This is a genomic window from Micromonospora chalcea (assembly GCF_028768405.1).
In the GTDB taxonomy this organism is placed as follows: domain Bacteria; phylum Actinomycetota; class Actinomycetes; order Mycobacteriales; family Micromonosporaceae; genus Micromonospora; species Micromonospora chalcea.
This window is the reverse complement of sequence record NZ_CP118233.1, coordinates 1,485,084-1,510,772: the sequence shown is the minus strand read 5'-3', so window position 1 is coordinate 1,510,772 and position 25,689 is coordinate 1,485,084. Positions and strand designations below refer to the sequence as shown.

Annotated in this window: 21 protein-coding genes and 1 riboswitch; of the genes, 6 read left to right on the top strand and 15 right to left on the bottom strand. The window is 73.5% G+C overall.

Translation table 11 applies throughout. The features are described 5' to 3' along the window. Positions 1-266 precede the first annotated feature (266 nt). The 8 genes from PVK74_RS07090 to PVK74_RS07055 form a co-directional block, all read right to left on the bottom strand. The gene (locus PVK74_RS07090) at positions 267-1,502 is read right to left on the bottom strand and encodes a ricin-type beta-trefoil lectin domain protein (RefSeq protein WP_274478577.1); all 1,236 of its coding nucleotides are present in this window, start codon (positions 1,500-1,502) and stop codon (positions 267-269) included. Positions 1,503-1,616: 114 nt separating this feature from the next. Further along, the gene (locus tag PVK74_RS07085) at positions 1,617-2,897 is read right to left on the bottom strand and encodes an MFS transporter (protein WP_166457647.1); all 1,281 of its coding nucleotides are present in this window, start codon (positions 2,895-2,897) and stop codon (positions 1,617-1,619) included. Then, positions 2,894-3,469 carry a helix-turn-helix domain-containing protein gene (locus PVK74_RS07080; RefSeq protein WP_043323777.1) on the bottom strand — a complete coding sequence of 192 codons (576 nt, stop codon included), beginning with the start codon at positions 3,467-3,469 and terminating at the stop codon, positions 2,894-2,896. Before PVK74_RS07080 ends, PVK74_RS07085 begins: the two co-directional genes overlap by 4 nt. Positions 3,470-3,530: 61 nt before the next feature. Continuing rightward, entirely contained in the window at positions 3,531-3,968 is a 438-nt protein-coding gene (locus tag PVK74_RS07075; protein WP_187694610.1) for a VOC family protein, read from the bottom strand. Positions 3,969-4,077: 109 nt separating this feature from the next. Further along, complete coding sequence (gene smpB, locus PVK74_RS07070) at positions 4,078-4,569, bottom strand: SsrA-binding protein SmpB (protein WP_166457646.1); 492 nt, start codon at positions 4,567-4,569, stop codon at positions 4,078-4,080. Continuing rightward, on the bottom strand, positions 4,542-5,201 hold the full coding sequence (locus PVK74_RS07065; RefSeq protein WP_233607917.1) for a lysoplasmalogenase: 660 nt from the start codon (positions 5,199-5,201) through the stop codon (positions 4,542-4,544). The genes smpB and PVK74_RS07065 overlap by 28 nt, the downstream gene beginning before the upstream one ends. 11 nt (positions 5,202-5,212) lie before the next feature. Next, the gene (locus PVK74_RS07060) at positions 5,213-6,040 is read right to left on the bottom strand and encodes a sterol desaturase family protein (RefSeq protein WP_043323784.1); all 828 of its coding nucleotides are present in this window, start codon (positions 6,038-6,040) and stop codon (positions 5,213-5,215) included. Then, on the bottom strand, positions 6,037-6,765 hold the full coding sequence (locus tag PVK74_RS07055) for a FadR/GntR family transcriptional regulator (protein ID WP_043330104.1): 729 nt from the start codon (positions 6,763-6,765) through the stop codon (positions 6,037-6,039). Before PVK74_RS07055 ends, PVK74_RS07060 begins: the two co-directional genes overlap by 4 nt. Before the next feature lie 197 nt (positions 6,766-6,962). Between PVK74_RS07055 and htpG the strand changes: the two genes are divergently transcribed. Then, positions 6,963-8,795: a molecular chaperone HtpG gene (gene htpG / locus PVK74_RS07050; RefSeq protein WP_244206151.1), complete on the top strand. Its 1,833-nt coding sequence runs from the start codon at positions 6,963-6,965 to the stop codon at positions 8,793-8,795. A 559-nt stretch (positions 8,796-9,354) separates the two neighbouring features. Here htpG and PVK74_RS07045 read toward each other — a convergent pair. From PVK74_RS07045 to PVK74_RS07035, 3 genes are read right to left on the bottom strand one after another with little or no spacing between them, the layout of a single operon-like run. Further along, the gene (locus tag PVK74_RS07045; protein ID WP_064445843.1) at positions 9,355-10,053 is read right to left on the bottom strand and encodes an SDR family oxidoreductase; all 699 of its coding nucleotides are present in this window, start codon (positions 10,051-10,053) and stop codon (positions 9,355-9,357) included. Positions 10,054-10,086: 33 nt separating this feature from the next. Further along, complete coding sequence (locus tag PVK74_RS07040) at positions 10,087-10,563, bottom strand: winged helix-turn-helix transcriptional regulator (protein ID WP_043323791.1); 477 nt, start codon at positions 10,561-10,563, stop codon at positions 10,087-10,089. Between the two features lie 46 nt (positions 10,564-10,609). After that, complete coding sequence (locus PVK74_RS07035; RefSeq protein ID WP_209962033.1) at positions 10,610-12,172, bottom strand: LLM class flavin-dependent oxidoreductase; 1,563 nt, start codon at positions 12,170-12,172, stop codon at positions 10,610-10,612. Between the two features lie 171 nt (positions 12,173-12,343). After that, positions 12,344-12,489, top strand: a riboswitch (cyclic di-AMP (ydaO/yuaA leader). Here PVK74_RS07035 and PVK74_RS07030 point away from each other — a divergent pair. Both PVK74_RS07030 and PVK74_RS07025 read left to right on the top strand, forming a co-directional pair. Continuing rightward, positions 12,488-13,132, top strand: coding sequence for a transglycosylase family protein (locus tag PVK74_RS07030; protein WP_274478571.1), 645 nt, complete (start codon positions 12,488-12,490; stop codon positions 13,130-13,132). Its footprint overlaps the riboswitch before it by 2 nt. A gap of 183 nt (positions 13,133-13,315) precedes the next feature. Further along, positions 13,316-13,765: a YbaB/EbfC family nucleoid-associated protein gene (locus PVK74_RS07025; RefSeq protein WP_043323797.1), complete on the top strand. Its 450-nt coding sequence runs from the start codon at positions 13,316-13,318 to the stop codon at positions 13,763-13,765. Positions 13,766-13,899: 134 nt separating this feature from the next. Here the strand turns inward: PVK74_RS07025 and PVK74_RS07020 are convergent, their stop codons facing one another. From PVK74_RS07020 to PVK74_RS07005, 4 genes are all read right to left on the bottom strand, one after another. Continuing rightward, positions 13,900-15,963, bottom strand: coding sequence for a M4 family metallopeptidase (locus PVK74_RS07020; RefSeq protein WP_274478570.1), 2,064 nt, complete (start codon positions 15,961-15,963; stop codon positions 13,900-13,902). Positions 15,964-16,366: 403 nt separating this feature from the next. After that, a complete protein-coding gene (locus PVK74_RS07015) occupies positions 16,367-18,685 on the bottom strand; it encodes a transglycosylase domain-containing protein (RefSeq protein ID WP_187694301.1) in 2,319 nt (772 codons plus the stop codon). A 192-nt stretch (positions 18,686-18,877) separates the two neighbouring features. Next, positions 18,878-19,543, bottom strand: coding sequence for a hypothetical protein (locus PVK74_RS07010; RefSeq protein ID WP_113972776.1), 666 nt, complete (start codon positions 19,541-19,543; stop codon positions 18,878-18,880). Positions 19,544-19,673: 130 nt separating this feature from the next. Then, the gene (locus PVK74_RS07005; RefSeq protein WP_274478568.1) at positions 19,674-20,828 is read right to left on the bottom strand and encodes a hypothetical protein; all 1,155 of its coding nucleotides are present in this window, start codon (positions 20,826-20,828) and stop codon (positions 19,674-19,676) included. A 152-nt stretch (positions 20,829-20,980) separates the two neighbouring features. Between PVK74_RS07005 and PVK74_RS07000 the strand changes: the two genes are divergently transcribed. The 3 genes from PVK74_RS07000 to PVK74_RS06990 are packed head-to-tail and all read left to right on the top strand — an operon-like array spanning position 20,981 to position 25,548. Next, a complete protein-coding gene (locus PVK74_RS07000) occupies positions 20,981-21,916 on the top strand; it encodes a diacylglycerol/lipid kinase family protein (protein ID WP_069088619.1) in 936 nt (311 codons plus the stop codon). A gap of 29 nt (positions 21,917-21,945) precedes the next feature. Next, complete coding sequence (locus PVK74_RS06995) at positions 21,946-22,716, top strand: nucleotidyltransferase domain-containing protein (RefSeq protein WP_274478567.1); 771 nt, start codon at positions 21,946-21,948, stop codon at positions 22,714-22,716. A gap of 36 nt (positions 22,717-22,752) precedes the next feature. Next, positions 22,753-25,548, top strand: a complete 2,796-nt coding sequence (locus PVK74_RS06990; protein WP_274478566.1) for an FAD-binding and (Fe-S)-binding domain-containing protein — start codon at positions 22,753-22,755, stop codon at positions 25,546-25,548. Positions 25,549-25,689: the final 141 nt, after the last annotated feature.

The following is a 25,689-nucleotide window of genomic DNA, read 5'->3' as shown; positions in this document are numbered from 1 at the left end:
ACCAAGATCTACTGCAGTCCCGGGACGTGGTCCGCGAATCCTGGAAACCGGACACGCGTGGCTGGTGCGGGTGGCCGGGCGGGGGGCGGGTGGGCCGGCCGCACCCCATGCCCGCGATCTTGCACTTTGTACCCGGGCGAACGGGACATTCGGAGCGCGACTCGGGCCGAAAGTGCAAGATCGCGGGTGCGGGTGCGGGTGCGGGTGCGGGTGCGGGTGACGCCGGGGCGGGCGGATGCGCCGCCCGCCCCGGGCCGGGACGCCGGTCAGCGGCGCCACTTCTGGTTGGCGGCGCCGGTGCAGTCCCAGATCTGCAGCCGGGTGCCGTCGGCCGAGCTGGGACCGGTGGCGTCCAGGCACTTGTTGGCCTGGGGATTCACGATGTCGCCGGCCGCGCTGAACACCCACTTCTGCGCGCCGGTGCCGTTGCAGTCGTAGAGCTGCACCTTGGCGCCGCTCGCCGTGGACCCGGCGGCCACGTCGAGGCACTTGCCGAGCGCGCGTACCGAGCCGTCGGCGTTCCAGCTCCAGCGCTGGGCGGCGGTGCCGTTGCACGTCCAGAGCTGCACCGGGGTGCCGTTCGCGGTGCCGGCGCTGGCCACGTCGACGCACTTGTTGCCGTACCCGGTGATCTGGCCGCCGGTGCCCCCGCCGCCGTTGTCCCAGGCCTGGACCCGGACGTAGTCGATGGTCATGGTCTGCGGGAACGTCGTGCTGCCGTCCGGCGAGCCGGGCCAGTTGCCGCCGACCGCCACGTTCATGATCATGAAGAACGGGTGGTCGAAGACCCAGCGGTTGCCGCCGATGTCGGCGGGCGTCTTGCGGGAGTACGCCACGCCGTCGAGGTACCAGGTGATCGAGTCCGGCGCCCAGTCCACGGCGAACGTGTGGAAGGCGTCGGCGAGCGCCTGCCCGCCGGGCAGCGAGGTGGAGGCGCCGACGCCGCTGCCGCCGGAGTAGCCGGGGCCGTGCAGCGTGCCCCAGACGGTCGACGGCGCGTAGCCGATGTTCTCCATGATGTCGATCTCGCCGCTGCCGGGCCACGGGTTCGTGCCGATGTCGTTGCCGAGCATCCAGAACGCCGGCCACAGCCCCTGTCCACGCGGGACCTTGATGCGCGCCTCGAACCGCCCGTACGCCTGGGCGAACGTGCCGTTGGTGAGCAGCCGGGCCGAGGTGTACTGGCAGCTTCCGTACCAGCAGTTGTAGCCGCCGGGGTTCTCCCGGCGGGCGGTGATGACCAGGTTGCCGTTGCCGTCGAGCGCGGCGTTGCGGGTGCTGTTGGTGTAGTACTGCAACTCGTTGTTGCCCCAGCCGCCGCCACCGATGTCGTAGCGCCACTTGCTCGCGTCGGGCGCGGCGCCGGCGGGGCCGTTGAAGTCGTCGGACCAGGTGACCGCGCCGGGGGCGGCGATCGCGGGGGAGTGGGGGACGACGGTGAGGGCGGCGGTGAGGCCGACCGCTGTCACCGCCAGGGCGGCGAGGGTACGGATGGTGCGCACGGGGCGCCTCCTGCGGGGGTGGTGGCCGTTTCCGTCACGGCGGCCGGCCCCGCCCAACGGTTAACAAACCATACAAATAGACTTCGATGAAGGTATGAACGAAGTCGGTCGATGTCAAGAGAGCGTTTCCCGCCTGCGCTCCGAGACGGGCTCGGGCTCGCGCTGCCGCACCACTGTGGGCCGGCGCATGTCCCGCCACGGGCCGCCCAGCAACGGCGTCAGCACCACCAGCAGGTAGCAGGCGCCCATCACGACCAGTGTGGACGTCGGGCCGAACCGGTCCGCGGCGAATCCCGCGCCTACCGCGCCGGCCGGCATGGCCGCCCACGCGCCCGCGCCGATCACGCCGTACACCCGGGCCCGCATGGCCGGCGGCACCCGCTCCAACTGGACCGCGCCCATCAGCGGGTTGAGCGCGCCGGCGGCGAGCCCGGCCATCGCCACCACGGCGGCCACCACCGGCAGCGGCGGCGCGGCGGCGAGCGCCCACAGCGGTGGGGCGCCGCACAGCGCGTACGCGGTGACGAATGTGGCCCGGCGGGGCAGGCGGTGCCCGATCGCGCTGAACACCAGCGAGCCGACCAGCGCCCCACCACCCATGACGCCCACCAGCAGGCCGAACGCGGCCGGCCCGCCGAGTTCCCGTTCGGCGACCACCGGCAGCAGCACCTGGCTCTTGGCCGCGTCGAACAGGTTCGTCACCAGCACCAGCAGGACCATGGCGCGCAGCAGCGGCTCGCGGACCAGGAAGCGCAGCCCGGCGGCGAACTGCCGCCAGTAGCCGCCGGTCTCCGGCTCGCTCCCGTCGTCGGACGGCCGCAGGCCACGCGGCACCAGCAGTGTCACCACGAGCGCCGACACGGCGAACGTCACCGCGTCCAGCGCCAGCACCGGCACCGCCCCGAACACGCCGACCAGCAGGCCGGCCAGGGGTGCGCCGATCATCCGGGCGCCGCGCGAGGTCGCGTCCTCCCACCCGGCCGCCCGCTCGATCGGCACCCCGGCCGCCGCCGCGGCCTCCGGCAGCAGCGCGGTGCGCGCGGTCTGCCCCGGCGTGTCGAGCAGTCCGCTGACGAAGACCAGGGCCAGCAGCGCCGGGAACGGCAGGCCGACGGTGGAGTGCAACAGGGGTACGGCGGCGATCGTCACGCCGGAGACCACGTCGGCGAGCACGCTGGAGCGCCGGTAGCCGATCCGGTCGACGAGCACGCCGCCGAACGCGCCGCCGAGCACCACCGGCGCGGTGGCGAACGCGCCGGCCAGCCCGGTGGCGCCCGGCGAGCCGGTCTCGGCCAGCACGTAGAGCGGCAGCGCGATGAGCGTGAGCACGTTGCCGGTCAGCGAGACGGCGTGCCCGATCAGCAGTCCGGCCAGCGGCCGGCGGTCGCGGGTCACCGCGGCCCCCGGTACGCCTGCCAGATGAGCGTGACCATCTCCGCGCCGGGCCGGCCGGCGGCGCCGCGTTCCCGCCAGCGCCGGCCCAGCTCGGACAGTTCGTCCCGCAGCTCCACCAGCTCGTCGGGGGTCAGGTGCAGCACCGTGTCGCTGCTCGTGGTGCCGCGGACCCAGGCCGGGTCGAGGTCGGCCTCCGATTCCAGGTACGCCTGGTAGCGGGCCACGTAGCGCTGCATGGCGGCCTGGCGCAGCAGGTTGCCGGCGAGCCGGCGCTCGGGGTCGTCGAGCAGTTCGAGGGGATCCCAGTCGGTGGTGGCGTGCGCGGCCCGCCACCACCGTTCGCGCCGGTCCCGGGCCAGTTCGGGGGCCTCGGTCACGAAGCCGTGCTCGGCCAGCTTGCCGACGTGGTAGCTGACCGAGCCGACCGCCTCGCCGGTCCGCTCGCTCAGCATGCCGACGGTCTGCGGGCCGCGCAGGCGAAGCTCGCCGAGCAGCCGCAGCCGGGTGGGGTGGGCCAGCGCCCGCATGGCGCGCGGGTCGCTGAGGCGCCGGTTGCCGGTTCCGTCGGTCATGCCGTCAGGCTAGACCGACAAGAAGTAATGTACAAGGAGCCTTGTTGAATCTCCTCGGGTCTCAGTCGAGGCAGAACTCGTTGCCCTCCGGATCGGTCATCAGCACGTGCCCCGCCTCCAGCGGGGGAGCGGGCTCGAAGCGCCCGACGCGCGTCGCGCCGAGCGGAACGAGCAGGTCGGCCGCCGCCTCCAGCGCCGCCATCCGGGCCTCGCCGGTCAGGCCGGGCGCGGCCCGGACGTCCAGATGCACCCGGTTCTTGATCCGCTTGGACTCCGGCACCCGCTGGAAGAACAGTCGCGGACCGGCGCCCTCCGGGTCGACCACTGCCGAGGCGTCGTTGTGCCGCTCCGGCGGAACGCCCATCGCGGTCAGCGCCTGCTCCCACGAGTCGAAGCCCTCCGGCGGGCCCTGGACCCGGTAGCCGAGGACCTCGGCCCAGAACGCCGCCAGCTTCGCCGGGTCGGCGCAGTCGATGGTGATTTGCACGTCGCGGGCCATCTCGGCTCACCTTCCGTCGGTCCCGCCGGCGAACCGGCGGCACGTGTGATCGGTCGCCGTCCAGCCTGCCGGAGCCAGCGGACAGCGACTGTCCTCAACACGGGACGGATCAGGTTCGGCGGCCGGTGGTGCGGCCCTTGAGCCGGCGACCCATCTCGCGGGCGATCTCCTTCTTCGCGTCCCGCTCGGCCAGCGCCTGACGCTTGTCGTACGACCGGCGGCCCCGGGCCAGGCCCAGCTCCACCTTGGCCCAGCCGTCGGCGAAGTACATCGACAGCGGCACCAACGTGACGCCGCCGTCGCGCAGCTTCTCCAGGATGCGGGCGATCTCCACCCGGTGCAGCAGCAGCTTGCGGGTGCGCCGGGGCGCGTGGTTGGTCCAGGTGCCGAAGCCGTACTCGGCGATGTGCAGGCCGTACAGCATGATCTCGCCGTCGCGCTCCTGGGCGAACGCGTCGACAAGCGACACCCGCCCCTCCCGCAGCGACTTGACCTCGGTGCCGGCCAGCACGATACCCGCCTCGTACGTCTTGAGGATGTCGTAGTCGTGCCGCGCCTTCTTGTTCGAGGCGATCAGCTTGCGCCCGTTCTCCCTGGCCACGCGAGCAGGGTACCCGCGGGCGGCGACTCCGGGCCGGTCGCCGGGCGGGTCGCGGCCACCCAGCCGGTGGTGATCAGCAGCAGCGCCGCGCAGTAGGTGGTCATCACCAGCAGGCCCCGCCCGGGCAGCTCGATCCCGGCCGCGCCCACGCCGATGAGCAGGTCGGAGACGAGGAAGAACGCGCCGCCGGCGGCGACAGGCGCGGACACCCCGGCCGCGGCGGCGGCCATCAGGCACAGCGCCAGGCTGTAGCCGAGCACCGGCAGCCGCAGCGGCCCGAGCATGCCCCACAGCAGCGCGTTCGCCCCGGCCCAGGCGAGCAGGTAGCCGGCCCACGCCACGACCGGCGCGCGCCGGTGCCGGACGAAGGCGGTTATGAACGCGATCTGGGTGACCAGGAAGAAGCCCATGCCGGCCAGGAACGCGGTGTCACCCTCCAGGAGCAGGGCGACGTCGCCCGCGGTGGCGGCGACCAGGCCGACCGCCACCGCGTCCACCCGGCGGCGGCGCGCCCAGAGGTACGCCAGCAGCACCGGCGCGAGCAGCGGCTTGGCCAGCCACTGGAGCACCGTCGAGTCGAGCGCGACCCCGACCAGTTCGACGGCGGCGACCAGCCCGAACAGGAGCAGCATCCAGGAGCGCCTCATCGGGCCGGCTGCCAGCCCGGGCGGCCGAACAGGTAGCCGAGTCGGTGCCGCCAGCAGTCGGCCCGGCGTACGTCGGACCAGATCGCGGCGAACTCGTGGGTGGCCACCCGCAGCGGGTTGTAGGTGCCGATGTTCTTGGTGAGGCCGTAGCGCGCGGAGGCCCGCTCGGGCTCGAACGTGCCGAACAGCCGGTCCCAGATGATCAGGATGCCGCCGTAGTTGCGGTCCAGGTACTCGGTGTTGGAGCCGTGGTGCACCCGGTGGTGCGACGGCGTGTTGAAGATCCACTCGATCGGCCGGGGCAGCACCCTGATCCGTTCGGTGTGCAGGAAGAACTGGTAGAGCAGGCTGACCGACTGCTGCAGGAAGATCATCCACGGCGGAATTCCGAGCAGGGCCAGCGCGAGCCAGAACGGCAGCGAGGTCATCGGCGTCCAGCTCTGCCGCAACGCGGTCGAGAAGTTGTAGTAGACGCTGGAGTGGTGGACCACGTGGCTGGCCCAGAGCACGCGCACCTCGTGGTGCGAGCGGTGGAACCAGTAGTAGGCCAGGTCGTCGGCGAAGAACAGGATCACCCAGGTCCACCAGTCGCCGGGGGACAACTGCACCGGCGCCACGGTCCACAGCGCCGCGAACAGGCCGACGGTGAGCAGCTTCCACGGGAAGCCGATGATCTGGCTGCCCAGCCCCATGGACAGGCTGGTGGTGGTGTCGCGCAGCTCGTAGCCGCGCTCGTCGTCGTCGGGCAGGAAGCGGTAGGAGACCGCCTCGATCACGATCAGGAGCAGGAACGCCGGGACGGCGTACAGCACGGCGGGGATCATGCGCGCGCTTCCCTTCCGGGGGTGGTGGTGGGGGTGGGGGTGACCGGCGCGGTCAGCAGCTCCCGGGCGTGCCGGGCGGCCGCCGCGCCCTGACCGGAGGCGATCGAGGTGGCGAGACGGCGGTGCCCGGCGACGTCGAGCAGTTCGGCCGCGCGGGCGTCCGGGGGGACGTCACCGACCGCGAACGTGCCGGCCACCAGGCTGTTGAAGGCGAGCTGGTAGGCGGTGTTGCCGCTGCCGCGTACGACCAGCCGCCAGATGGCGATGTTCGCCTCGTTCATCAGGTCCAGGTCGGGGGCCAGGTCGCCGTACTCCTCGGCGGCCCGGACCACGGCGGCGACGACGGCCGCGTCGCCGCGCTCGGCGCACAGCCGGGCCGCGTCGATCCCGACGCACGCCCGCATCTCCAGCATGTCGCGCACCAGCGTCTCGACCGGGAGTACGTCACCGGAGCGGGCCAGTGACAGCGCCAGGTCCAGCCCGGCGTGGACCCGCCAGTCCAGCACCCGGGTCGCGCCGCCCTGGCTGACCCGGACCAGGCCGAGCTGCTGCAGGCGGCGCAGCGCCTCCCGGACCGCGTGCCGGTTGACCGCGAACGCGCCGGCCAGCTCGCGCTCGCCGGGCAGCGTCTCGTCCGGCGCGTACCGGCCGGAGACGATCGCGTCGCGCAGCCGGCCGAAGACGTGGTCGGAGACCGAGACGCGGGGCGCGGGATCGAAGGTCATGCGCAGCAGTGTGGCCCCGTGCACATCAACCCGTCAACTGGTTGTACCAGTCGATTTCCGGGGCGGCCGGTGCGTGCCGCAGCGGTCACCCCTCGTATCCTTTCCGCCGTAGGAGCCGCCAGAGGGAAGGAGCCGGTGTGAGCGACGGGGTCGAGACGTTGGAGTTCCAGGCCGAGGCCCGTCAGCTGTTGCAGCTGATGGTGCACTCGATCTACTCGAACAAGGACGTCTTCCTGCGCGAACTGATCTCGAACGCGTCCGACGCGCTGGACAAGCTGCGGCTGGAGTCGCTCGTCGACAAGGACCTGCCGGCCGACACCTCCGACCTGCACATCGAGATCGAGGCCGACAAGGACGCCCGTACGCTCACCGTGCGGGACAACGGCATCGGCATGACCCGTGACGAGGTGGTCCGCCTGATCGGCACCATCGCCAAGTCCGGCACCGCCGAACTGCTGCGCAAGCTGCGCGAGTCCTCCGACGCCGCCGCGTCCCAGGAGCTGATCGGCCAGTTCGGCGTCGGTTTCTACGCCACGTTCATGGTCGCCGACAAGGTGACGCTGCTGACCCGCCGCGCCGGACAGTCCGGCGGCACCCGCTGGGAGTCCACCGGCGAGGGCACGTACTCGATCGAGGAGGTCGAGGACGCACCCCAGGGCACCTCGGTCACGCTGCACCTCAAGCCCGTCGACACCGAGGACAACCTGCACGACTACACCGCCGAGTGGACGATCCGGGAGATCGTCAAGCGCTACTCCGACTTCATCTCGTGGCCGATCCGGATGACGGTCGACAAGCCCGGCGAGGACGGCGCCACCACCCGCGAGGAGCAGACGCTCAACTCGATGAAGGCGCTCTGGGCGCGCTCGCGGGACGAGGTCGACGAGGCCGAGTACAAGGAGTTCTACCGGCACGTCGCGCACGACTGGGCCGACCCCCTCGAAACCATCCACATGCGCGGCGAGGGCACCTTCGAGTACGAGGCGCTGCTGTTCCTGCCGTCGCACGCCCCGCTGGACCTGTTCTCCCCGCAGGGCCGCCGCGGCGTGCAGCTCTACGTCAAGCGCGTGTTCATCATGGACGACTGCGACGCGCTGATGCCCAACTACCTGCGCTTCGTCAAGGGCGTGGTGGACGCGCACGACCTGTCGCTGAACATCTCCCGGGAGATCCTCCAGCAGGACCGGCAGATCCGCGCGGTGCGCCGCCGGCTGGTCAAGAAGGTCCTCGCCACGCTCAAGGACATGTCCGCCGAGTCGTACCGCACCTTCTGGACCGAGTTCGGCGCGGTGGTCAAGGAGGGTCTGCTGGAGGACCCGGACAACACCGAGACGCTGCTGGAACTGGTCCGCGCCGCCAGCACCCACGACCCGGCCGAGCCCACCACGCTGCGGGCGTACGTGGAGCGGATGAAGGACGGGCAGAGCGAGATCTACTACGCCACCGGCGAGAACCGGGCCACCATCGAGAACTCGCCGCACCTGGAGGCGTTCCGCGCCAAGGGCTACGAGGTGCTGATCCTCACCGACCCGGTGGACGAGGTGTGGGTCGAGCGCGTCGGCGCGTACGACGGCAAGACGCTGCGCTCGGTCGCCAAGGGCCAGGTGGACCTGGAGACCGAGGAGGAGAAGGAGAAGGCCGAGGCCGAACGGCAGGAGTACGCCGACCTGCTCACGTTCCTCGGCGGCGCGCTCGCCGACAGCGTCAAGGAGGTGCGCCTGTCCACCCGGCTGACCACCTCGCCGGCCTGCGTGGTGGGCGACGCGCACGACATGACGCCGACGCTGGAGAAGATGTACCGGGCGATGGGCCAGGAGGTGCCCCAGGTCAAGCGGATCCTGGAGCTGAATCCGGCCCACCCGCTGGTCACCGGGCTGCGCAAGGCGCACGGTGAGGGCGGCGACACGGCCGCGCTGACCGAGACCGCCGAGCTGCTGTACGGCATGGCGTTGCTGGCCGAGGGCGGCGAGCTGGCCGACCCGGCCCGGTTCACCCGCATCCTGGCCGACCGCCTGGCCCGCGGCCTGTAGCCCGACCCGACCCGGCCCGCTTGATCGACTCCACTACGCCGAGGTGGCGGTATCTGGGTGCCCCCGATGCCTCCACCTCGGCGAGCTTGTCGATCAAGCGCCGGGAAGTCGATCCGGGTGGTTGTCGGGTCAGTCCTTCGCCGGGCTCGTGCGGGCGGCTGGCTGCCGCTTGATCGACTCCAGCTCGCCGAAGTGGTGGTATCAGGCGGGCTCTGACCCCGCCACTTCGCCGAGCTGGTGTTGATCACCTGGGGCGTCCCGGAATGAGGAAGATCGATCCCAGTTGGAGGGACGCTCGGGGCTCTAGATGAGTGAGGGCTCTGGCGGAGATGGTCTTGCGGGCCCGCGTCGGCGGGGCGGCCCTAATGCGCAGGTGTCGAGCGGGTGGATCTGACGGAGCGCCGCTTGGCGAGCGTCGGCTGATGTCGGGCTCTTGTCGAAGGCTGTTGATCGGCTGTGTCCGGGCGGTTGTCGTGGCTTGTGCTTGATCGACACCATTGCGCCGAAGTGGCGGCATCGGACGGGTTCTGACCCCGCCACCTCGGCGAGACGGGTCTGTTCAGGGGAGCGCGGGGTAGAGCGCTGCCACCCCACCGGACAGCCCCGCCTGGACCCGGCGGGCGACGTCGTCGGCCAGGATCTCGTAGCTGCCGGACTCGATGCCGTCGGCGGCGAGCCGGGCGACGTCGGCCGGGTGCGCCTTCGGGCCGGGCACGGCGGCGGCCATCTCGGTGTCCATGTAGCCCACGTGCAGCCCGGCGACCCGGACGCCCCGGCCGGCCAGTTCCAGGCGCAGCGCGTTCGTCATCGACCACTCGGCGGCCTTGGCCGCGCCGTACGCGCCGACGCCGGGGATCGTGAACCAGGACAGCGCCGACAGCACGTTCAGGATCGTGCCGCCGCCGTTCGCCGCGATCCGGGGCGCGAACGCGCGTACCACCGACAGCGTGCCGAGGTAGTGCGTCTCCAGCTCCAGCCGGATCTGCGCGAGGTCACCGTCGAGCAGGTCGGCGCCGGTGCTCACGCCGGCGTTGTTCACGAGCAGCGTCACGTCACCGGCCCGCTCCGCGGCGGCGGCCACCGAGGCGGGGTCGGTGATGTCGAGGCGTACCGGGGTGACGCCGGGCAGGTCGACGGTGTCCGGGTTGCGGGCGCCGGCCCAGACGGTGGCGCCGCGCGCGACGAGTTCGGCGGCCAGGTGCCGGCCGAAGCCGCGGTTGGCGCCGGTGACCAGGGCGGTGCTTCCAGCGATCTTCATGTCTCGCTCCGAGGGGTGGGGAAGGAAGGTGGGTCAGGCGGACAGCAGGCCCGGACCGGGCAGGACGGCCAGCTCGCCGGGCGGTACGTCGTGTCCGGCGTCGCAGCGCAGCCGGGCGTGCACGGCCGCGCCGCACTCGTCGTGGGTCAGCCGGACGGCCGGGCCGGCCTCGTCGGCGGCGTACGTGTCGCCCCACTGCCGCAGCGCGACCAGCACCGGGATCAGGTCGCTGCCCTTGGCGGTGAGCACGTACTCGTCGCGGGTGCGCTGCCCGGGCTCGCGGTAGGGGCGCCGGTCGAGCAGCCCGTCGGCGACGAGCTGCTTGAGGCGTGCGGCGGCGACGGGCTCGCTGACGCCGACCCGCCGCGCGAAGTCGTCGAAGCGGCGGGTGCCGAACGACGCCTCGCGCAGCAGGAGCAGCGTGGTGCGGTTGCCGACCACCTCCAGCGCCCGGGCGATCGAGCAGTTGGCGGTGGACCAGGAGTCACGCTGCGCAAGGAGGTCCGTCATGGCGTCGACGGTACCCCCTGACTTAGGAAATCAAAAGTCAGCTACCTCACAGCTGGCCGGGGAAGAAGCCGTGCCGGGCCAGCGGCTCGACGATCTGGTGCTCCTCGTACGACAGGTGCGACAGCAGCGTGTCGGTGAGCAGGTCCACCGCCTCCTGGAGCTGCGTGAAGTCGCCGGGCCGGTGGACCAGTTCCACGAGCGCCCGGTCGACGCTCTCCACCACCCCGTGGATCACCACGTGTTCCTCCTCGAGGCGGTCGAGCACGGCCGCCAGCCCGGCCTCGGAGCGGCGCAGGTGCGGGAAGATCGAGGCGTCCTCCAGCCCGTGGTGCTGGGTGACCATGGTGCAGTAGGCCGCGCAGTACGCCCCGAGCGTCCAGTTGTTCTGCCGCATGGTCATCTCGTTGAGCGCCGCACGCGCCCGGCCCGGCGAGACGGCGCCCCGCTTGACCTGTTCCAGCAGGTCGCGCACCTGGGCCAGCTCCTGGCGCAGGTGGTCGTGCACGTCCACCAGGTGCTGCCCGGCGGCCTGCCCCCGGGGTGGGTAGACCTGGCCGGCCGGAGGCGGCGGGGCGGTCGGCCGGGTCGACTCGTCCCAGGGGCGGCGCGCGCTCAGACGTACCCCCGGGTCGGGGGTGGGGGTGACCGCCAGTGTGGCCGCGCCGCCGGTGGCGGCCGTGTCGTCGGCGACCGCACGGGCCCCGCTGCCGGGCGCGGTGCGCTCGGCGGCGACGAGTTCGCGGACCGCCGGCGCGACCTCCTGGGCGAAGATCTGGATCGCGCGCGGCTCGTCGCTGCCGAGGATGAACGTGGTGATGCCGTGCTCCAGCGTGAGCCCGGCCAGCTCCTCCGCCCACTGCGCCGGCGGCCCGGCCAGGAAGCCGGCCGACGAGCGCGCGAACGTGCCGTTCACGTTGAGCATGCGGCGGATCTCGGCCGGGTCGCGCCCAGCGGCCTCGGCGCCCTCGTCCACGAGCGCGTTCAGGGCGGGCAGCTCGTCGGGGCCCTTCGGCAGGTAGGACAGGGAGGGCAGCCAGCCGTCCGCGGCGCGGCCGACCAGGCGCAGCATGCGCGGCTTGTACGCGCCGACCCAGATGCCCACCTGATGAGCGGGTGCCGGACCGCGCTTGGCGCCGACCACGCGGTAGTGCTCGCCGTCGACGCGGATCATGCCGCGCCGGTCGGTGTCCCAGACCTCGCGGATCACCCGGATCGCCTCGTCCAGGGCCTGGACCGCCGCGCCGGGGGACAGGCGCCGCCCGCCCGTCGCCTCGATCGCGTCCCAGAACGCGCCCGCGCCGAGTCCCATCTCGACCCGGCCGCCGGTGAGCAGGTCCAGGCTGGCCACGCTGCGGGCCAGCACCACCGGCTGGCGCAGCGGCAGGTTGAGGACGTTGCCGGCCAGCCGGATGCGCTCGGTGACGGCGGCCACGTAGGACATCAGCGTCCAGGTGTCCAGGAAGCCCGGCTGGTACGGGTGGTCCTGGAACGTGACCAGGTCCAGCCCGACCTGTTCGCAGAGCGTGGCCAGCGCCACCACCTGGTCGGGCTGCCCGGCGGCGGGGGTGATGAAGCCGCCGAAGGTCAGCTCGTGTCCGTGATCGGTCATCCGTTCCGCCCTCCCGTGATCTTGCTCGGCCCTGCCACGGTAGCTCCACAGGTGGTAGCCCGGCCGGGTGAACACCGTCACAAGAAGTGGACGATCGCCGCAAACCGTCCTTAGCGTCGGTTTCGTTCGCATTCGCGGGCACCGCGGGCCGGAAACGCCAAATCCCGCCGCCGGCCCCGGTAACCGAACCTCGCGCGGGAGCGGGGGAACCACACGTTCCACGGTGCATCGTCACCTCGGGGTGAAGCCGCCACCGGCGGCCGGGCTCCTCGGCCCGAACCCGACAGCTCACCTCGTCGGCGTGGAGGAATCCACATGTCAACTGCATACTCGGCCCGAAGTCGCCGTACCGCTCTCGGTGCGGTGGTGACCGGCGCCGTCGTCGGCGTCGCGACCCTGTTCGGCCCGGCCGCTCCGGCCAGCGCGGGCGTCAACTGGGACGCGGTCGCGCGCTGCGAATCCGGCGGCAACTGGAAGATCAACACCGGCAACGGGTACTACGGCGGGCTCCAGTTCTCCCGCGCCACCTGGAACGGCTACGGCGGCCAGAAGTACGCCGCCCGCGCCGACCTGGCCAGCCGGTCCGAGCAGATCGCCGTCGCGGAGAAGGTGCTGCGCGGCCAGGGCATCGGCGCGTGGCCGACCTGCGGCAAGAAGGGCGGCTCGGCGAACGCCGCGGCGACCCGGTCCGAGCGGGCCGCCCCTAAGAAGGCCACCTCGAAGAAGTCCGCCCCGAAGCGGGCCGCCACGCGCAAGGCCGCGCCGGAGCGGGCCGCGATGACTGCGGCGCCGCAGCCGTCGGCCGGGACGTACGTGGTCCGGCGCGGGGACACGCTGTCGGAGATCGCCGTGGCGCAGCGCGTCGACGGTGGCTGGCGTGCCCTGCACGAGCGCAACCGGGCAGTGGTCGGCGACGACCCCGGCCTGATCTTCCCCGGTCAGCGGCTGCGTCTGCGCTGATCTGGTCCGGACGCCCGGCCGGTTCGACCCGGCCGGGCGGCCGGCCGCCCGCGACACGCCGCGCCGCCGGTGTCCGGCCTGCTCGCGGCGCCGGACGCCACCCGTGACGGCCGCTGACCGCGATTCGTCGGAGCCGGTTGCTAGGGTCACGATGATCGGCTCAGACGTGAAGAAAGCGCGGAAATGACCAACGATCCGTTCTCGGCGGCCGCGAGCATCGACGAACTGCTGACCCGCACGCAGCAGGCGCTCACCGCGATGCGCTCCCGGGCCTCGGAGCACGCCGACGGCGAGCCGGGCGACCTGCTGCGCGCCGAGGGCACCGCAGCCGACGGCCGGGTCCGCGCGGTCGCCGTTCAGGGTGGCCGGCTGGATTCCGTGACGATCGACCCGGACTTGGCCGGCGAGCCCCTCGACGTCCTGTGCGGACATGTCACCGCCGCCGCCAACGCCGCGCTGTCCGAGCTGGACGCCCGGGTCAGCGCGTCGGCGCGGGCCGACGCCGACGCGCTCGCCGCCCGGCTCGGCAGCATGGGTGACCAGGCCGAGCTGTTCGGTCGCGCGATGCACGAGGCGGCCGCGCGGATCCACCGCGACCGCGGCACGGCGTCCCAGGCCGGGCGTCCGGCCTGACCCGACCGCACACGGCCCGGCACGACGCGGCGCCGCCCCGGCACGTGGCGGCGGCCACGCGCGACGCGGCACCGCCCGGCACGACGATGCGGCCGGCCGCCGGGAGGACGACGACCGGCCGCGCTACGCCACGGTCAGCTCAGGGTGACCGCGGTGTCGTCGACGACGAAGGACGTCTGCAGTGAGCTGTCCTCCACGCCGCTGAACGAGATGGTCGCCGTGGTGCCTGCGAGCGACGAGATGTCGAAGGACCGCTGCACGTAGCCGGTGGCCTTGTTCAGGTTGGAGTAGGTGGCCAGCGTGGTGCTGCCGGCCTTGACGGTGAGCTTGTCGTACGCGGTGCCGGTGGTCGTCTCCGCGCTGTCGATGTGCAGCCAGAAGCTGAACGTCGCGCGGCATCCGGCCGGGATCGTCACCGACTGACTGAGCATGTCGGTGTGCGACGAGCCGTACCCGTCCAGCCACGCCTTGTACGAGCCGCCGTGGGCGGCCTGGCCGCTGTCGGTGGTGATGACGCCGGACGAGGCGGTCCAGCTCACGTTGCCCGACTCGAAGCCGGGGTTGGCGAGCTTGTTGCCGGAGCAGCCGCCCGACGGCGGGGTGGTGGTGGCGGTCGGCGTGGGCGTCGGGGTGCCGCCGGCGCAGGTCGGCTCACCCGACTGGGCCGGCACGCTGACCGCCGCCCAGGCCGCCTTGACCGCGTTGAACTCGGTGCAGCTGCTCGGGTAGAGGTTCTTCGCCGCCTGCAACGTCCAGACGCGGTACTTCAGGTAGGACGAGGACGACGTCTTCAGCAGCATGGCGTTGTACATGATCTTGATGGCCTTCTGGATGCCCAGGCCGCTCACGCTGCTGCTGTTGCAGGTCGAGCTGGACGGCTGCCCGTTGGTCGGGCTGCTGCCGTTGGCCAGCAGGTAGAACCAGTGGTTGCCGGGCCCGGCCGCGGCGTGCACCTCGGTCGACGGGATGCTGCTGGAGTAGCAGTTCGGGTCGCCGAGCGCCGACGGGTTGTACATGTTGCGGATCGGGCCGGAGCCGACCAGGTTGATCTTCTCGCCGACCAGGAAGTCCGGCGCGTCGTAGCTGGACGGCTCGTTGGCGAACCACTCGGTGGCCGCGCCGAACGTGTCCGCGACGAACTCCTGCGTGCCGCCGCCGGAGATGCCGCCGGGGGTGTTGTCGTCGATGCCGTGGCCGATCTCGTGCGCCACCACGTCCAGCGAGCCGATCCACTGACCGGCGGTGTTCTTGCCGATCTGCACCTGGCTGCCGTCGTAGTAGGCGTTCTGGTCGTTGAGGCCCACCCGGATCGGCCAGTAGCCGCCGTTGCCGTTGGCGCCGTTGCGGCCCAGCCACTGGGCGAGCATCTTGTGCTCGGTCTGCGCGGAGAACAGCGCGTCCACGCAGCCGGTCTCCTTGTTCGTGGCGGTGCCGTTGCCCCACACGTCGTCGGAGCCGCTGAACGTGGTGTTGTTCGCCGCGTCCTGGCAGCTCAGGTTCGTGACGGTCGGGTCCTTCATGGTGTACGTGGAGCCCGACTGGGTGGTGTTGAGCGTGAGCGGGCTGGGCCCGTTCCAGGCGCCGGTGCCGGTGCCGCGTACCACGTGCTCCTGCTTGCGCAGGACCGCGCCGGTGCGGGCGTCGACGTCGACGGTGAGCCGGCTCGGGCCGTCCGCGCTGGTGCCACGTACCGTGGTCTCCCAGGCCAGCGCCGGTGCGGCGCCGAGCGTGTAGACGACGAGCGTGGTGCCCTCGACGGCGCTGACGGTCTTGAGCTGGGCGCGCGCCGTGGCCGCGGCGGCGGCCTGGGTCAGCGCGGGCGTGGTGGCGAGGGCGCCGATCGGCCGCTGCTGGGCGACCGAGGCGTACTTGAGGTTGCCGGCGGAGTCGGTGGCCAGCACGAAGTCGCCGCCGACCACGGGCAGGCCCTTGTAGGTGCGCTCGTACGGCACGTACTGGGTGCCCTCGGAGGAGATGACCGGCTTCTGGACGAACGCGTCGTCGGAACCGGCCTGGAGGTAGGCGGGGCGGTTCGCGACCAGCGCGCGGGTCGAGTCGGCGGCGGCTGCTCGGGCCTGGGCCGGGTTGGGGGCGGCGGGCCCGGGTGGCGCGGCCTGCACGGCCGCGGCGGTGCCGGCGGCGATGACGCCGGCCGCCGCCGCGCCGGTGAGCGCGGCGAGGCGAGGTGAGAGTTTCACGGAGGTTTGCTCCTGTTCTACAGGCGCGCCGCACGAGCCCGGTGGGGACGGGCGGCGCGGTGGTGCGAGGCAGGGTGACGGCCGGTCACCGGAGCTGCCGGCGTGGCTCCGGGTCGACAGATCGACCGTCGCGATTCGCCGGGGGTCGGCGGTTCGCTGGTGCACAATCACACGCCGCGCGAGCCGTGAGCAATGGGTGACCTGGGCAACGGCTGGCAGTCGGGCGTGTCGCCGCGCGTGTCGTCCCAGGCAACCATGATCTTCAATAGGCCCTGATCAGGGCGAACATCGCCGACAGTGGATGGGGCCCGTGCAAATTGCGGACGTTGCCTATGTGCGCGAATGGCGCACATAGACGCGAGGACGCCGCCGCACGCGGGCCGCCACCGCGCGGCCGGGTGCGTCAGCGCGGGCCGCGGGTCCGCGTCGGCGTGATCGTGGGCGGCGGTGGCAGCGTGGGCGTCAGCGTGGGCCGCGACGTCGGCCGCCCGGTCGGCTCCGGGCTCGGGCTGGGGCTCGACGGGGTCGGGCTCGGGCTCGGGGAGTCCGACGGTGTGGGCGCGGCGGTGGACGGCGGCGGTGCCGACGCGGTCGGCTCCGGGGTGTCGCCGGGAAACTTCGGCTCACCGAAGCGGTACTTGCCCGGGTCGAGCTTCATCGCCTCGGTGGCCTTTGTCATGAACTGCCGCCAGATCGGCGCGGCGCCGGTCGAGCCGTACACGTCGTAGCTGCCGTCGCTGGTCCGCAGCGGCTTGCCGTCGGTGGTGCCCAGCCACACGGCCGAGGCCAGCGCGCCGGTCCAGCCCACCATCCAGGTGTGCACGTTCTGCGTGGTGCTCTTCCCGGCCTGCCAGGTGCCGGTCTTGCCGGCGGAGTCCCAGCCGTTGTCCAGCTTGGCCGCCCGGACCCGGCGCAGCGTCCAGTCAAGCTGGTCGACGGCCTCCCGGTCCAGCCCGAGGTCGGTGGTGCGTAACTGCTCGGTCCACACCTCCTCGTCGTCCTTGCTCACCGACCGGACGAAGTGGGCGTCGGCGCGCTTGCCGCCGGCCGCGAACGTGGCCATCCCGTTCGCGTGGTCCTGCACGGTGATGCCGTACTGCCCGATGCCGACCTCGGTGGAGAACCGCTTCGCCACCTCGTCGGCGGGGTCGCTGCGCAGGTCGACGCGCTGCGGTCGGGGGTTGCCCCGGACCGTCTCCCACATCGACTCCACGCCCGCCTGCCGGGCCATCTCGATCACCTTGTCCGTGCCGAGCCGCTCGGTCAGCTCGAAGTAGGTGACGTTGAGCGAGGCGACGGTGGCCTCCCAGAGCGCGCAGTCCGGCTGGCAGGGCGCCCGCTCGGCGTTGCGGATCGGCCCGGCCGCGCTGCCCTTGGTGCGCCCCGAGGCGGGGAACTCCTTGGTGTCCGGCGAGTCGAACCGCTCCTTCACCGAGATCCCGTCGCGCACGGCGGCGGCCAGGTCGTACACCTTGAACGACGACCCCGGCGGATGCTGGCCGAAGCCGCGGGCCTGGCCGTCCTCGTCGGAGTACCAGCCCGCGTAGTCCGCGCCCGAGCCCTTGTCGCCGCCGTAGTAGCCGAGCACCCGGCCGGTGCCCGGCTCCACCGCCACCAGCGCCGCCTGCCAGTTCCGCGGCTGCCCGCGCACCGCTCGCGGGGCGGTGTCGCGGCGGATGTCCGCCGCCGCCTCGGCCGCGTCCTGCACGCGCTTGTCGATGGTGGTGACGATGCGGTAGCCGCCGTCCCGGATCACCTCGTCCGGCTTGCCGCGGAACGGCTCGGTCCCGCGCAGCTCGGCCAGCACGTGGTTGACCACCAGGCCGGTCGGCCGGTCCAGGTCGGACCGGCCCGCGTCCTTGTCGATCGGCCGGACCGTGTCCGGGTACGCGAGGTCCGCCGCCTGCTGCGACGTCAGGTAGCCGAGCTTGACCATGCCGTCGCGGATGTAGTTCCACCTGTCGATCGAGTTCTGCTTGGCCAGCGCGTTGCGGCGCGGGTCGTAGCCGGGCGTGCCCTCGGGGTCGGCCGGATCCGCCTCCGGCTGCTTCACCATGGCGCAGAGCACCATCGCCTCGGCCTGGGTGAGCTGCCGCTCGGGTGGGGCGTCCCGGCGGACCGTCTTGCCGAAGTACGTCTGCGCGGCCGCCTCGATCCCGTACGCTCCCCGGCCGAACGGCACGGTGTTCAGGTAGAAGCCGAGGATCTCCTCCTTGGTGTACGCGTCGTCGAGCTTCCACGCGATCACCGCCTCGCGCAGCTTGCGGGAGTAGGTGACCCCGCGCAGGTCGGCGGCGATGCGCGCGTACTGCTGGGTGAGCGTGGACGCGCCCTGCCGCTGCCCGCCGCTCACGTTGGCCCAGGCGGCGCGCAGCACACCCTTGAAGTCGATGCCGCGGTTGGTCCAGAAGGTCCGGTCCTCGGCCGCCACGATCGCCTGCTTGGCCGAGTCGTTCATCTGGTCGTACGGCACGATGGTGCGGTTCTGCGCGCCCAGCTTCGCCATCGGCGTGCGCCCGTCGGCGTAGAAGACGGTTGTCGACTCGGGCAGCTTCAGGTCGCTGGGCGTGGGCACGCTGTCGAAGTAGTAGCCGCCCGCGACCAGGCCGCACCCGGCCAGCAGCACGCAGACCGCGAGGACGACCGGCAGGCGCCGCCGCTTGCGCTTCGGGCTCGCGGTCGTGGCGCCGGCCGGCCCCGGGGTCTCTCCCGTTCCTCGCACCGTTACCTCCGGTCGCTCGGCGAAGTCGTGCCCGGCTCGCAGGCTAACCGAGGTGCGGCGCCCGCACCGGCCGACGACGTCGGGGCAACGGATCAACCTCCGGCTCGCCGAGGCCGAGCACAGCGACGTCTGCGTGAAGGCGGCGGGCGGGAGCCGGGGCGGCTGGGTGGCCGCCCCGGCCCGGTCAACCGGTCAGCGCGCCGCCCGGTCGGTGGCCCGGCCGTCGCGGTCCGGGCGGCCGAAGCCGCGGTGACGCACCGGCCAGCGGTCGTTGCCGCCCGCACGGAACGGCGTCGACCGCCACAGCGCCCGCAGCTCGGTGCCGTCCGGGGCCGCGAAGGCCTCCCGTGCGGTGTAGCCGAGCCGCCGCAGCAACTCCTCCTGCTCCCCGGCGCACGGGTGCGCGTAGGTGGGCAGGCTGAGGGTGTCCATCCGGCGCTGCGCCCCGGCGAGCGCCTCCGCCGCACCGCCCCGGGGAGCGGCCAGCAGCGCCAGGTTGTTGTGCGGCTCGACCGGACGCCGGGCGGCGAGCGCGTCACCGAGGCGGCGGAACCGCTCCTCGTCCGGGCCGGCGGCGGCGGCGAGACGATCGGCGTACCGGTGGGGCGTCGGGATCGGCCGGTAGCGGTGGAACCACACGGTGGCGGCGCTGCCGTCGGGCAGCAGGAACGCGTCGCCGAACAGCAGCGCGTGTTCGGTCCAGATCCGCGCCACGGCGGCGAGGACCGGCAAACGGCGCGGCGCGTCGGGGACGAGCCAGGCCGCCAGGGCGGTGGGCATCAGGGCCTCGGCGACGAGATCGGCGATGCGGCCGATGTCGCACCACCGGGCGCGGGCGACGGGCAGGGCTGTGCTCATGAACGAACTCCTGTTTCACAGGCGTGATCGGGTCTGGTGCGGGCGCCGGACGACGGCGCCGCCGCGCAGGCGCGGCAGTCGGGCGGGACACGCCCGTGCTCCGGATCGCATGTGGTCCTGTGAAGTCCGCTCAGGCGGGTCTGGTGCCGGGCCGTGACGTGCGGGAGGCCGGCAGGCGTTCGTGCGACGGGCGCCCGTACTGGTGGGCGAGCGTCGGCAGCCCCCAGCGGCACGCGTCCGCGTCGGCCGCCTCGCTGTGCACCGCGCCGCCGGCATGGCTGGCGCCGTCGTACGGCTGCGGCGCGACGGGGGTCGGGGCGAAGTCGGCCGCCGTGCGGACAGCCTGTGTCGCGCTGCGCGCGGCGGCGCCCCGGGGTTCGACGGCGAAGGCACGCGCCACCGGGCCGGCGGCGACCGTAACGCTGTCGCCCACGCGGGCCGGCGCAGCCGGGCGGGCCTTCACGGCCGGATCAGCGGTGCCGGCCGGATCAGCCGGACCAGCCGGATCAGCCGGGTCGGCGGGGGCTGTCGGGTCACCGGGGTCGGTCGGGTCAGCGGGGTCGGCCGGGTCCGGCTGCGACGCCGCCGGTGGGTCGAGCAGATCGGTCACCGGGCTGAGCGGGTCGAGCACCGGGTCCAGCGGCGCGACCACCGGTTCCAGGCCCCGCCAGACCGGACCGAGAATCGGGCTCAGCGGCTCCACGACCGGGGACAGCACGTCCGCGACCGGTTCGAGCACGCCCTCCGTGACCGGGCCGGTGAGCGGGCGCAGGGCCTCCGCGACGGGCGTGAGCAGGTGATCGCGTACCGGGTCGGTGGCCGGGCGCAGGCCCTCGGTGACCGGGGTCAGCACGTGGTCGCGGACCGGCGTCACCACCGCCTCGACGACGCGGCCGGTGACCGGCGTCGTGGCGGCCGGGGCCGCCTCCGGGGCCGCCTCCGGGGGCGTCGCCACGGCCTTTCCGGGCGTGGCCGTGCCGGACGTGGGCGTGCCGGGCGCGTCAGCGCTCGGCGCGGTGGCGTCGGCGGCGGGAGCTGTCGTGCCGGATGCCGGCGCGGCGGCGGGTGTGGACTCGACACCGACGGCCCCGGACGCGGGCAGGCCGAGAACCGCGCCGAGTGTGTGGGTCAGAGTCTCCACGGTGGCCGTGAGCGGCGGACGGTCGGCGGCGTGGGCGGCCGAGCCGGCCGCCACCTCGTGCGCGCCCCAGACGGCTGCCACGCCGCCGAGCAGCAAACCGAGGCGCAGCGTGTAGTACGCCACCCACCCGATCCGTCGCTTCATCGCACACCCTCCGGATCCGCGCCCGGCGGCGCGGATCATCGTCCGCACTGTACCGAACGTGGCCGTCCGGGCACAGTACGCCGCGAATCGGTTTCGGGCGCGTCGCGCCGGGCGCAGGCGTGGGACGCGCGCGCTCCGGGTACAGCGGGACCATGAACACGAGCACGGCCGAGCGCCCGGCCACCGCCCCCGCCGCGCCCCCGGCCGGTGTGGTCGCCGTCGTCGCCCATCGGAAGAAGACGTTCGGGGGAGGGCTCGACGAGCTGCGCTCCCGGCTCGTCGCCGCCGGGGTCGGGCGGCTGCTCTGGTACGAGGTGCCGAAGAGCCGCAAGGCGCCCAAGCGGGTCCGCGCGGCGCTGGACTCCGGCGCCGAGCTGGTGCTGGTGTGGGGTGGCGACGGCATGGTGCAGCGGTGCGCCGACGCGCTCGCGGGCAGCGGCGTGCCGATGGGCATCCTGCCGGCCGGCACGGCCAACCTGTTCGCGGTGAACCTGGGCATCCCGGTCGACCTGCCGGAGGCGGTACGGATCGCGCTGCACGGCCGCCGCCGCGAGCTGGACCTGGGCCGGATCAACGGCGAGCACTTCGCGGTGATGGCCGGCGCCGGGTTCGACGGCGACCTGATCCGGGACGCCGACCGGCAGCTCAAGGGCCGGTTCGGCCGGATCGCGTACGTCTGGACCGGGCTGCGGCACGTGCGCGGCGAGTGCGTACGGACCCGGATCCGGGTCGACGGCGCGGACTGGTTCGACGACGAGGCGAGCTGCGTGCTGTTCGGCAACGTCGGCACCATCACCGGCGGCATCCCGGCCTTCGACGACGCCCGTCCGGACGACGGGGCGCTGGAGGTCGGCGTGTCCACCGCCAGCGGCGCGGTGGACTGGGCGCGCACGCTGGGCCGGATGGCCGCCGGACGCTCCGAGGAGTCGCCGTTCGTGCGGATCACCCGCGGTCGCAAGATCACGGTGCGGTTCGACGCGCCGAAGACGTACGAGCTGGACGGCGGCGCCCGGGGCAAGGCGAAACGCCTCAAGGTGAAGGTGGTCCCGGGCGCGTTGACGGTGTGCTGTCCCGACCCGCCGGACTGACCGCGTTCTGGCCGGGGCAGGATGCCGGCATGCGCGACGACATCCGCGACTACCTGGCCGAACTGGTCCACCGCTCCCGGGACGTGCTCGGTGACGACCTCGTCGGCGCGTACGCCGCCGGGTCGGTCGGGCTGGGCGCGTACCAGCCGGGGCGCAGCGACGTGGACGTGGCGCTGCTGGTCGCCGGGCCGCTGCCCGAGGCGGCCAAGCGGATACTCGTGGAGCGGCTGCGGCACGAGTCGCTGCCCTGCCCGGCGCGCGGCCTGGAACTCGTGGTCTACCGCCGCGACGTGGCCGCCTCCGGCGCCCCGGAGCCCGGCTTCGAGGTCGAGCTGAACACCGGCGCGACAATGCCGTTCCGCGCCACCTACGACCCGGCCGACCGGCCCGCCGCCGACGGGCGGTTCTGGTACGCGCTGGACCGCAGCATCCTGCGCCAGTCCGGCCTGACGCTGCTCGGCCCGCCCGCCGCCGACGTGTTCGCCGACCCGTCACCGCAGGCGCTGCGGGCGCTGCTGGCCGACGCGCTGCGCTGGTGGCTGGCGCTGCCCACCCCACCCGGCGACGCACCGGCTCCCGGCGCGGAGGACGCGGTGCTCGGCGCCTGCCGCGCGCTGGTGCGCCACCGCGACGGCGTCTGGCTGGGCAAGGTCGACGCCGGGCTGCGGGTGGCCGCCGACGACCCGGACGCCGCGCTGATCCGCGCCTCGATCGAGGCCCGCCGCGGCGGCACGCCGCCGTCCGGACCGGCCGCCCGCGCGTTCCAGCGGCGGGTGCTGGACCGGATCACCGCGGACTGAACCGCGACTACTGTGAGCCGGGGAGGTGCGGTGATCATGACGGAGCTGAGCGCGTCCACGCGGGCCGGACTGGAGTCGGTGGTGCCCGGCGGCGTGGCGACCCGGGCCGCGGACCGGCTGCGGATGGCCCACGACGCCTCGCACTATCTGCTGCACCCCGGCGCGGTGATCACCCCGGCCGACGCCGGTCAGGTCGCCGCGCTGCTGGCGCACAGCCGCCGCACCGGCACCCCGCTGACGTTCCGCTCCGGCGGCACCAGCCTCAGCGGCCAGGCCGTCACCGACCGGCTGCTCGTCGACGTGCGACGGCACTTCCGCGACCTCACGGTGCTCGACGACGGGCGGCGGGTGCGGGTCCAACCGGGGGTGGTGCTGCGGCAGGTGAACGCGCGGCTCGCGCCGTACGGCCGCAAGCTCGGCCCCGACCCGGCCAGCGAGTCCGCGTGCACGGTCGGCGGCGTGGTCGCCAACAACTCCAGCGGCATGACCTGCGGAACCGAGTTCAACACGTACCGGACGCTGGAGTCGCTGGTCCTCGTGCTGCCCAGCGGCAGCGTGCTGGACACCGGCGCCCCGGACGCCGACGCCCGGCTGCGCGCCGCCGAACCGGCGCTGCACGCCGGGCTGCTGCGGCTGCGCGACCGGGTACGCGGCAATCCCGACTCGGTGCGCCGCATCCGCGCCCAGTACGCCATGAAGAACACCATGGGGTACGGCGTGAACGCGTTCCTCGACCACGACGACCCGGCCGATCTGCTCACCCGGCTCGTGGTGGGCAGCGAGGGCACGCTCGCGTTCGTCGCGTCGGCGACGTTCCGCACCGTACCCGTGCACCGCCATGCCGCGACGGGCCTGCTGGTCTTCGACTCCCTCGGCGCGGCGATGGCGGCCATGCCGGCGCTGGTGGCCGCCGGGCCGGCGGCGGTCGAGCTGCTCGACGCCGCCGCCCTGCGGGTCGCCCAGCGGGACCCGAAGGCGGACGCCACGCTGCGCGGCCTGGCCGTGCGCGGGCACGCCGCGCTGCTCGCCGAGTGGCAGGAGTCCGACGCGGCGGCGCTCGCCGACCGGGTCGCCGACGCCGGACCTGTGCTGGCCGGTCTGCCGCTGAGCGCCCCGGCGCGGCTCAGCGGCGAACCGGCCGCCCGGGCCGCGCTGTGGCACATCCGCAAGGGCCTGTACGCGGCGGTGGCCGGCGCGCGCCCGTCCGGCACCACCGCGCTGCTGGAGGACATCGCCGTGCCGGTCGAGGCGCTCGCCGGCACCTGCGCGTCGCTGGCCGAGCTGTTCGAGCGGCACCGGTACGCCGACAGCGTCATCTTCGGCCACGCCAAGGACGGCAACCTGCACTTCATGCTCAACGAGCGCTTCGACGGCGGTGCGGCCCCGGCGCGCTACGCCGACTTCACCGAGGAGATGGTCGACCTGGTGCTCGGCCACGGCGGCACGCTCAAGGCCGAGCACGGCACCGGCCGGGTGATGGCCCCGTACGTGCGCCGCCAGTTCGGCGACGAGCTGTACGAGGTGATGCGCGAGCTGAAGACGCTCTGCGACCCGGACGGCGTGCTCAACCCGGGGGTGCTGCTCAGCGACGACCCGGAGATCCACATGCGGCACCTCAAGACCGTGCCGACGGTGGAGGAGGAGGTCGACCGCTGCGTCGAGTGCGGCTACTGCGAGCCGGTCTGCCCCAGCCGCGACCTCACCACCACGCCCCGGCAGCGCATCGTGCTGCGCCGGGAGATCGCCGCAGCGCAGGCCGCCGGCGACACCGCGCTGGTCCGGGAACTGACCGACGACTACGACTACGACGCGGTGCAGACCTGCGCCGTCGACGGCATGTGCGCCACCGCCTGCCCGGTGCTGATCAACACCGGTGACCTGGTCAAGCGGCTGCGCGCGCAGGAGCACGGCCGGGCGGCGGGGACCGCCTGGCGCGGCGCGGCCCGCCGCTGGGGCGCCACCACCCGGGGCATGGCCCGGGGACTCGATCTGGCCGGGGCGCTGCCGCCCGCGCTGCCCGAGGCCGCCACCCGGGCCGCCCGCGCGGTGCTCGGCTCCGACCGGGTGCCGCAGTGGCAACGGGACCTGCCGCGCGGCGGCACTCCGCGCCGCCCCCACCCGGCCGACGACCCGGACGCCGTGTTCGTGCCGTCCTGCCTGGGCACGCTGTTCGCCCCGGCCGATGGCGGCAGCGGCGTCGCAGCCGCGCTGCTCACGCTCGCCGAGCGGGCCGGCGTACGCCTGCTCGTGCCCGACGGCATCGGCGACCTGTGCTGCGGCACCCCCTGGTCGTCGAAGGGACTCACCGACGGCTACCGGCAGGTCCGCGACCGCGTCCCGCCGGTGCTGCGCGCCGCCAGCCGCGACGGCGCGCTGCCCGTGGTCAGCGACGCCGCGTCCTGCACCGAGGGCTTCGAGCGGCTGCTCGACGGCGCCGGGGACGTGCGGGTCGTCGACGCCGTCGCGTACACCGCCGGCACGCTGCTGCCCCGGCTGACAGTGCGCCGCCGGATCGGCTCGCTCGCGCTGCACCCGACCTGCTCGTCGGTCCGCCTCGGACTCGACGACGCGCTGCTCACCGTGGCCCGCGCGGTCGCCGACGAGGTGGTCGTCCCGGAGGGCTGGCAGTGCTGCGGCTTCGCCGGGGACCGGGGACTGCTGCACCCGGAGCTGACCGCGTCGGCCACCCGGGCCGAGGCCGCCGCCGTCACGGCACGCGCCTTCGACGGGTACGCCTCGGTGAACCGTACGTGCGAGATCGGGCTGGCGCGGGCGACCGGGCAACCGTACCGGCACGTGCTGGAGTTGCTGGCCGAGGCCACCTCGCCGTAGCGACGTCCGCGGAGTGCCGGCTTTTCGCGTGATCGACACCAGTTCGGGGATGAGGGGAGCAGGCGCCGTGAGCTGGGCTGGCGTACCGAGGGCTTGATCGCGGGCGGGGCGGGGACGGCAGGGCTTACGGTGCGGGAGGGG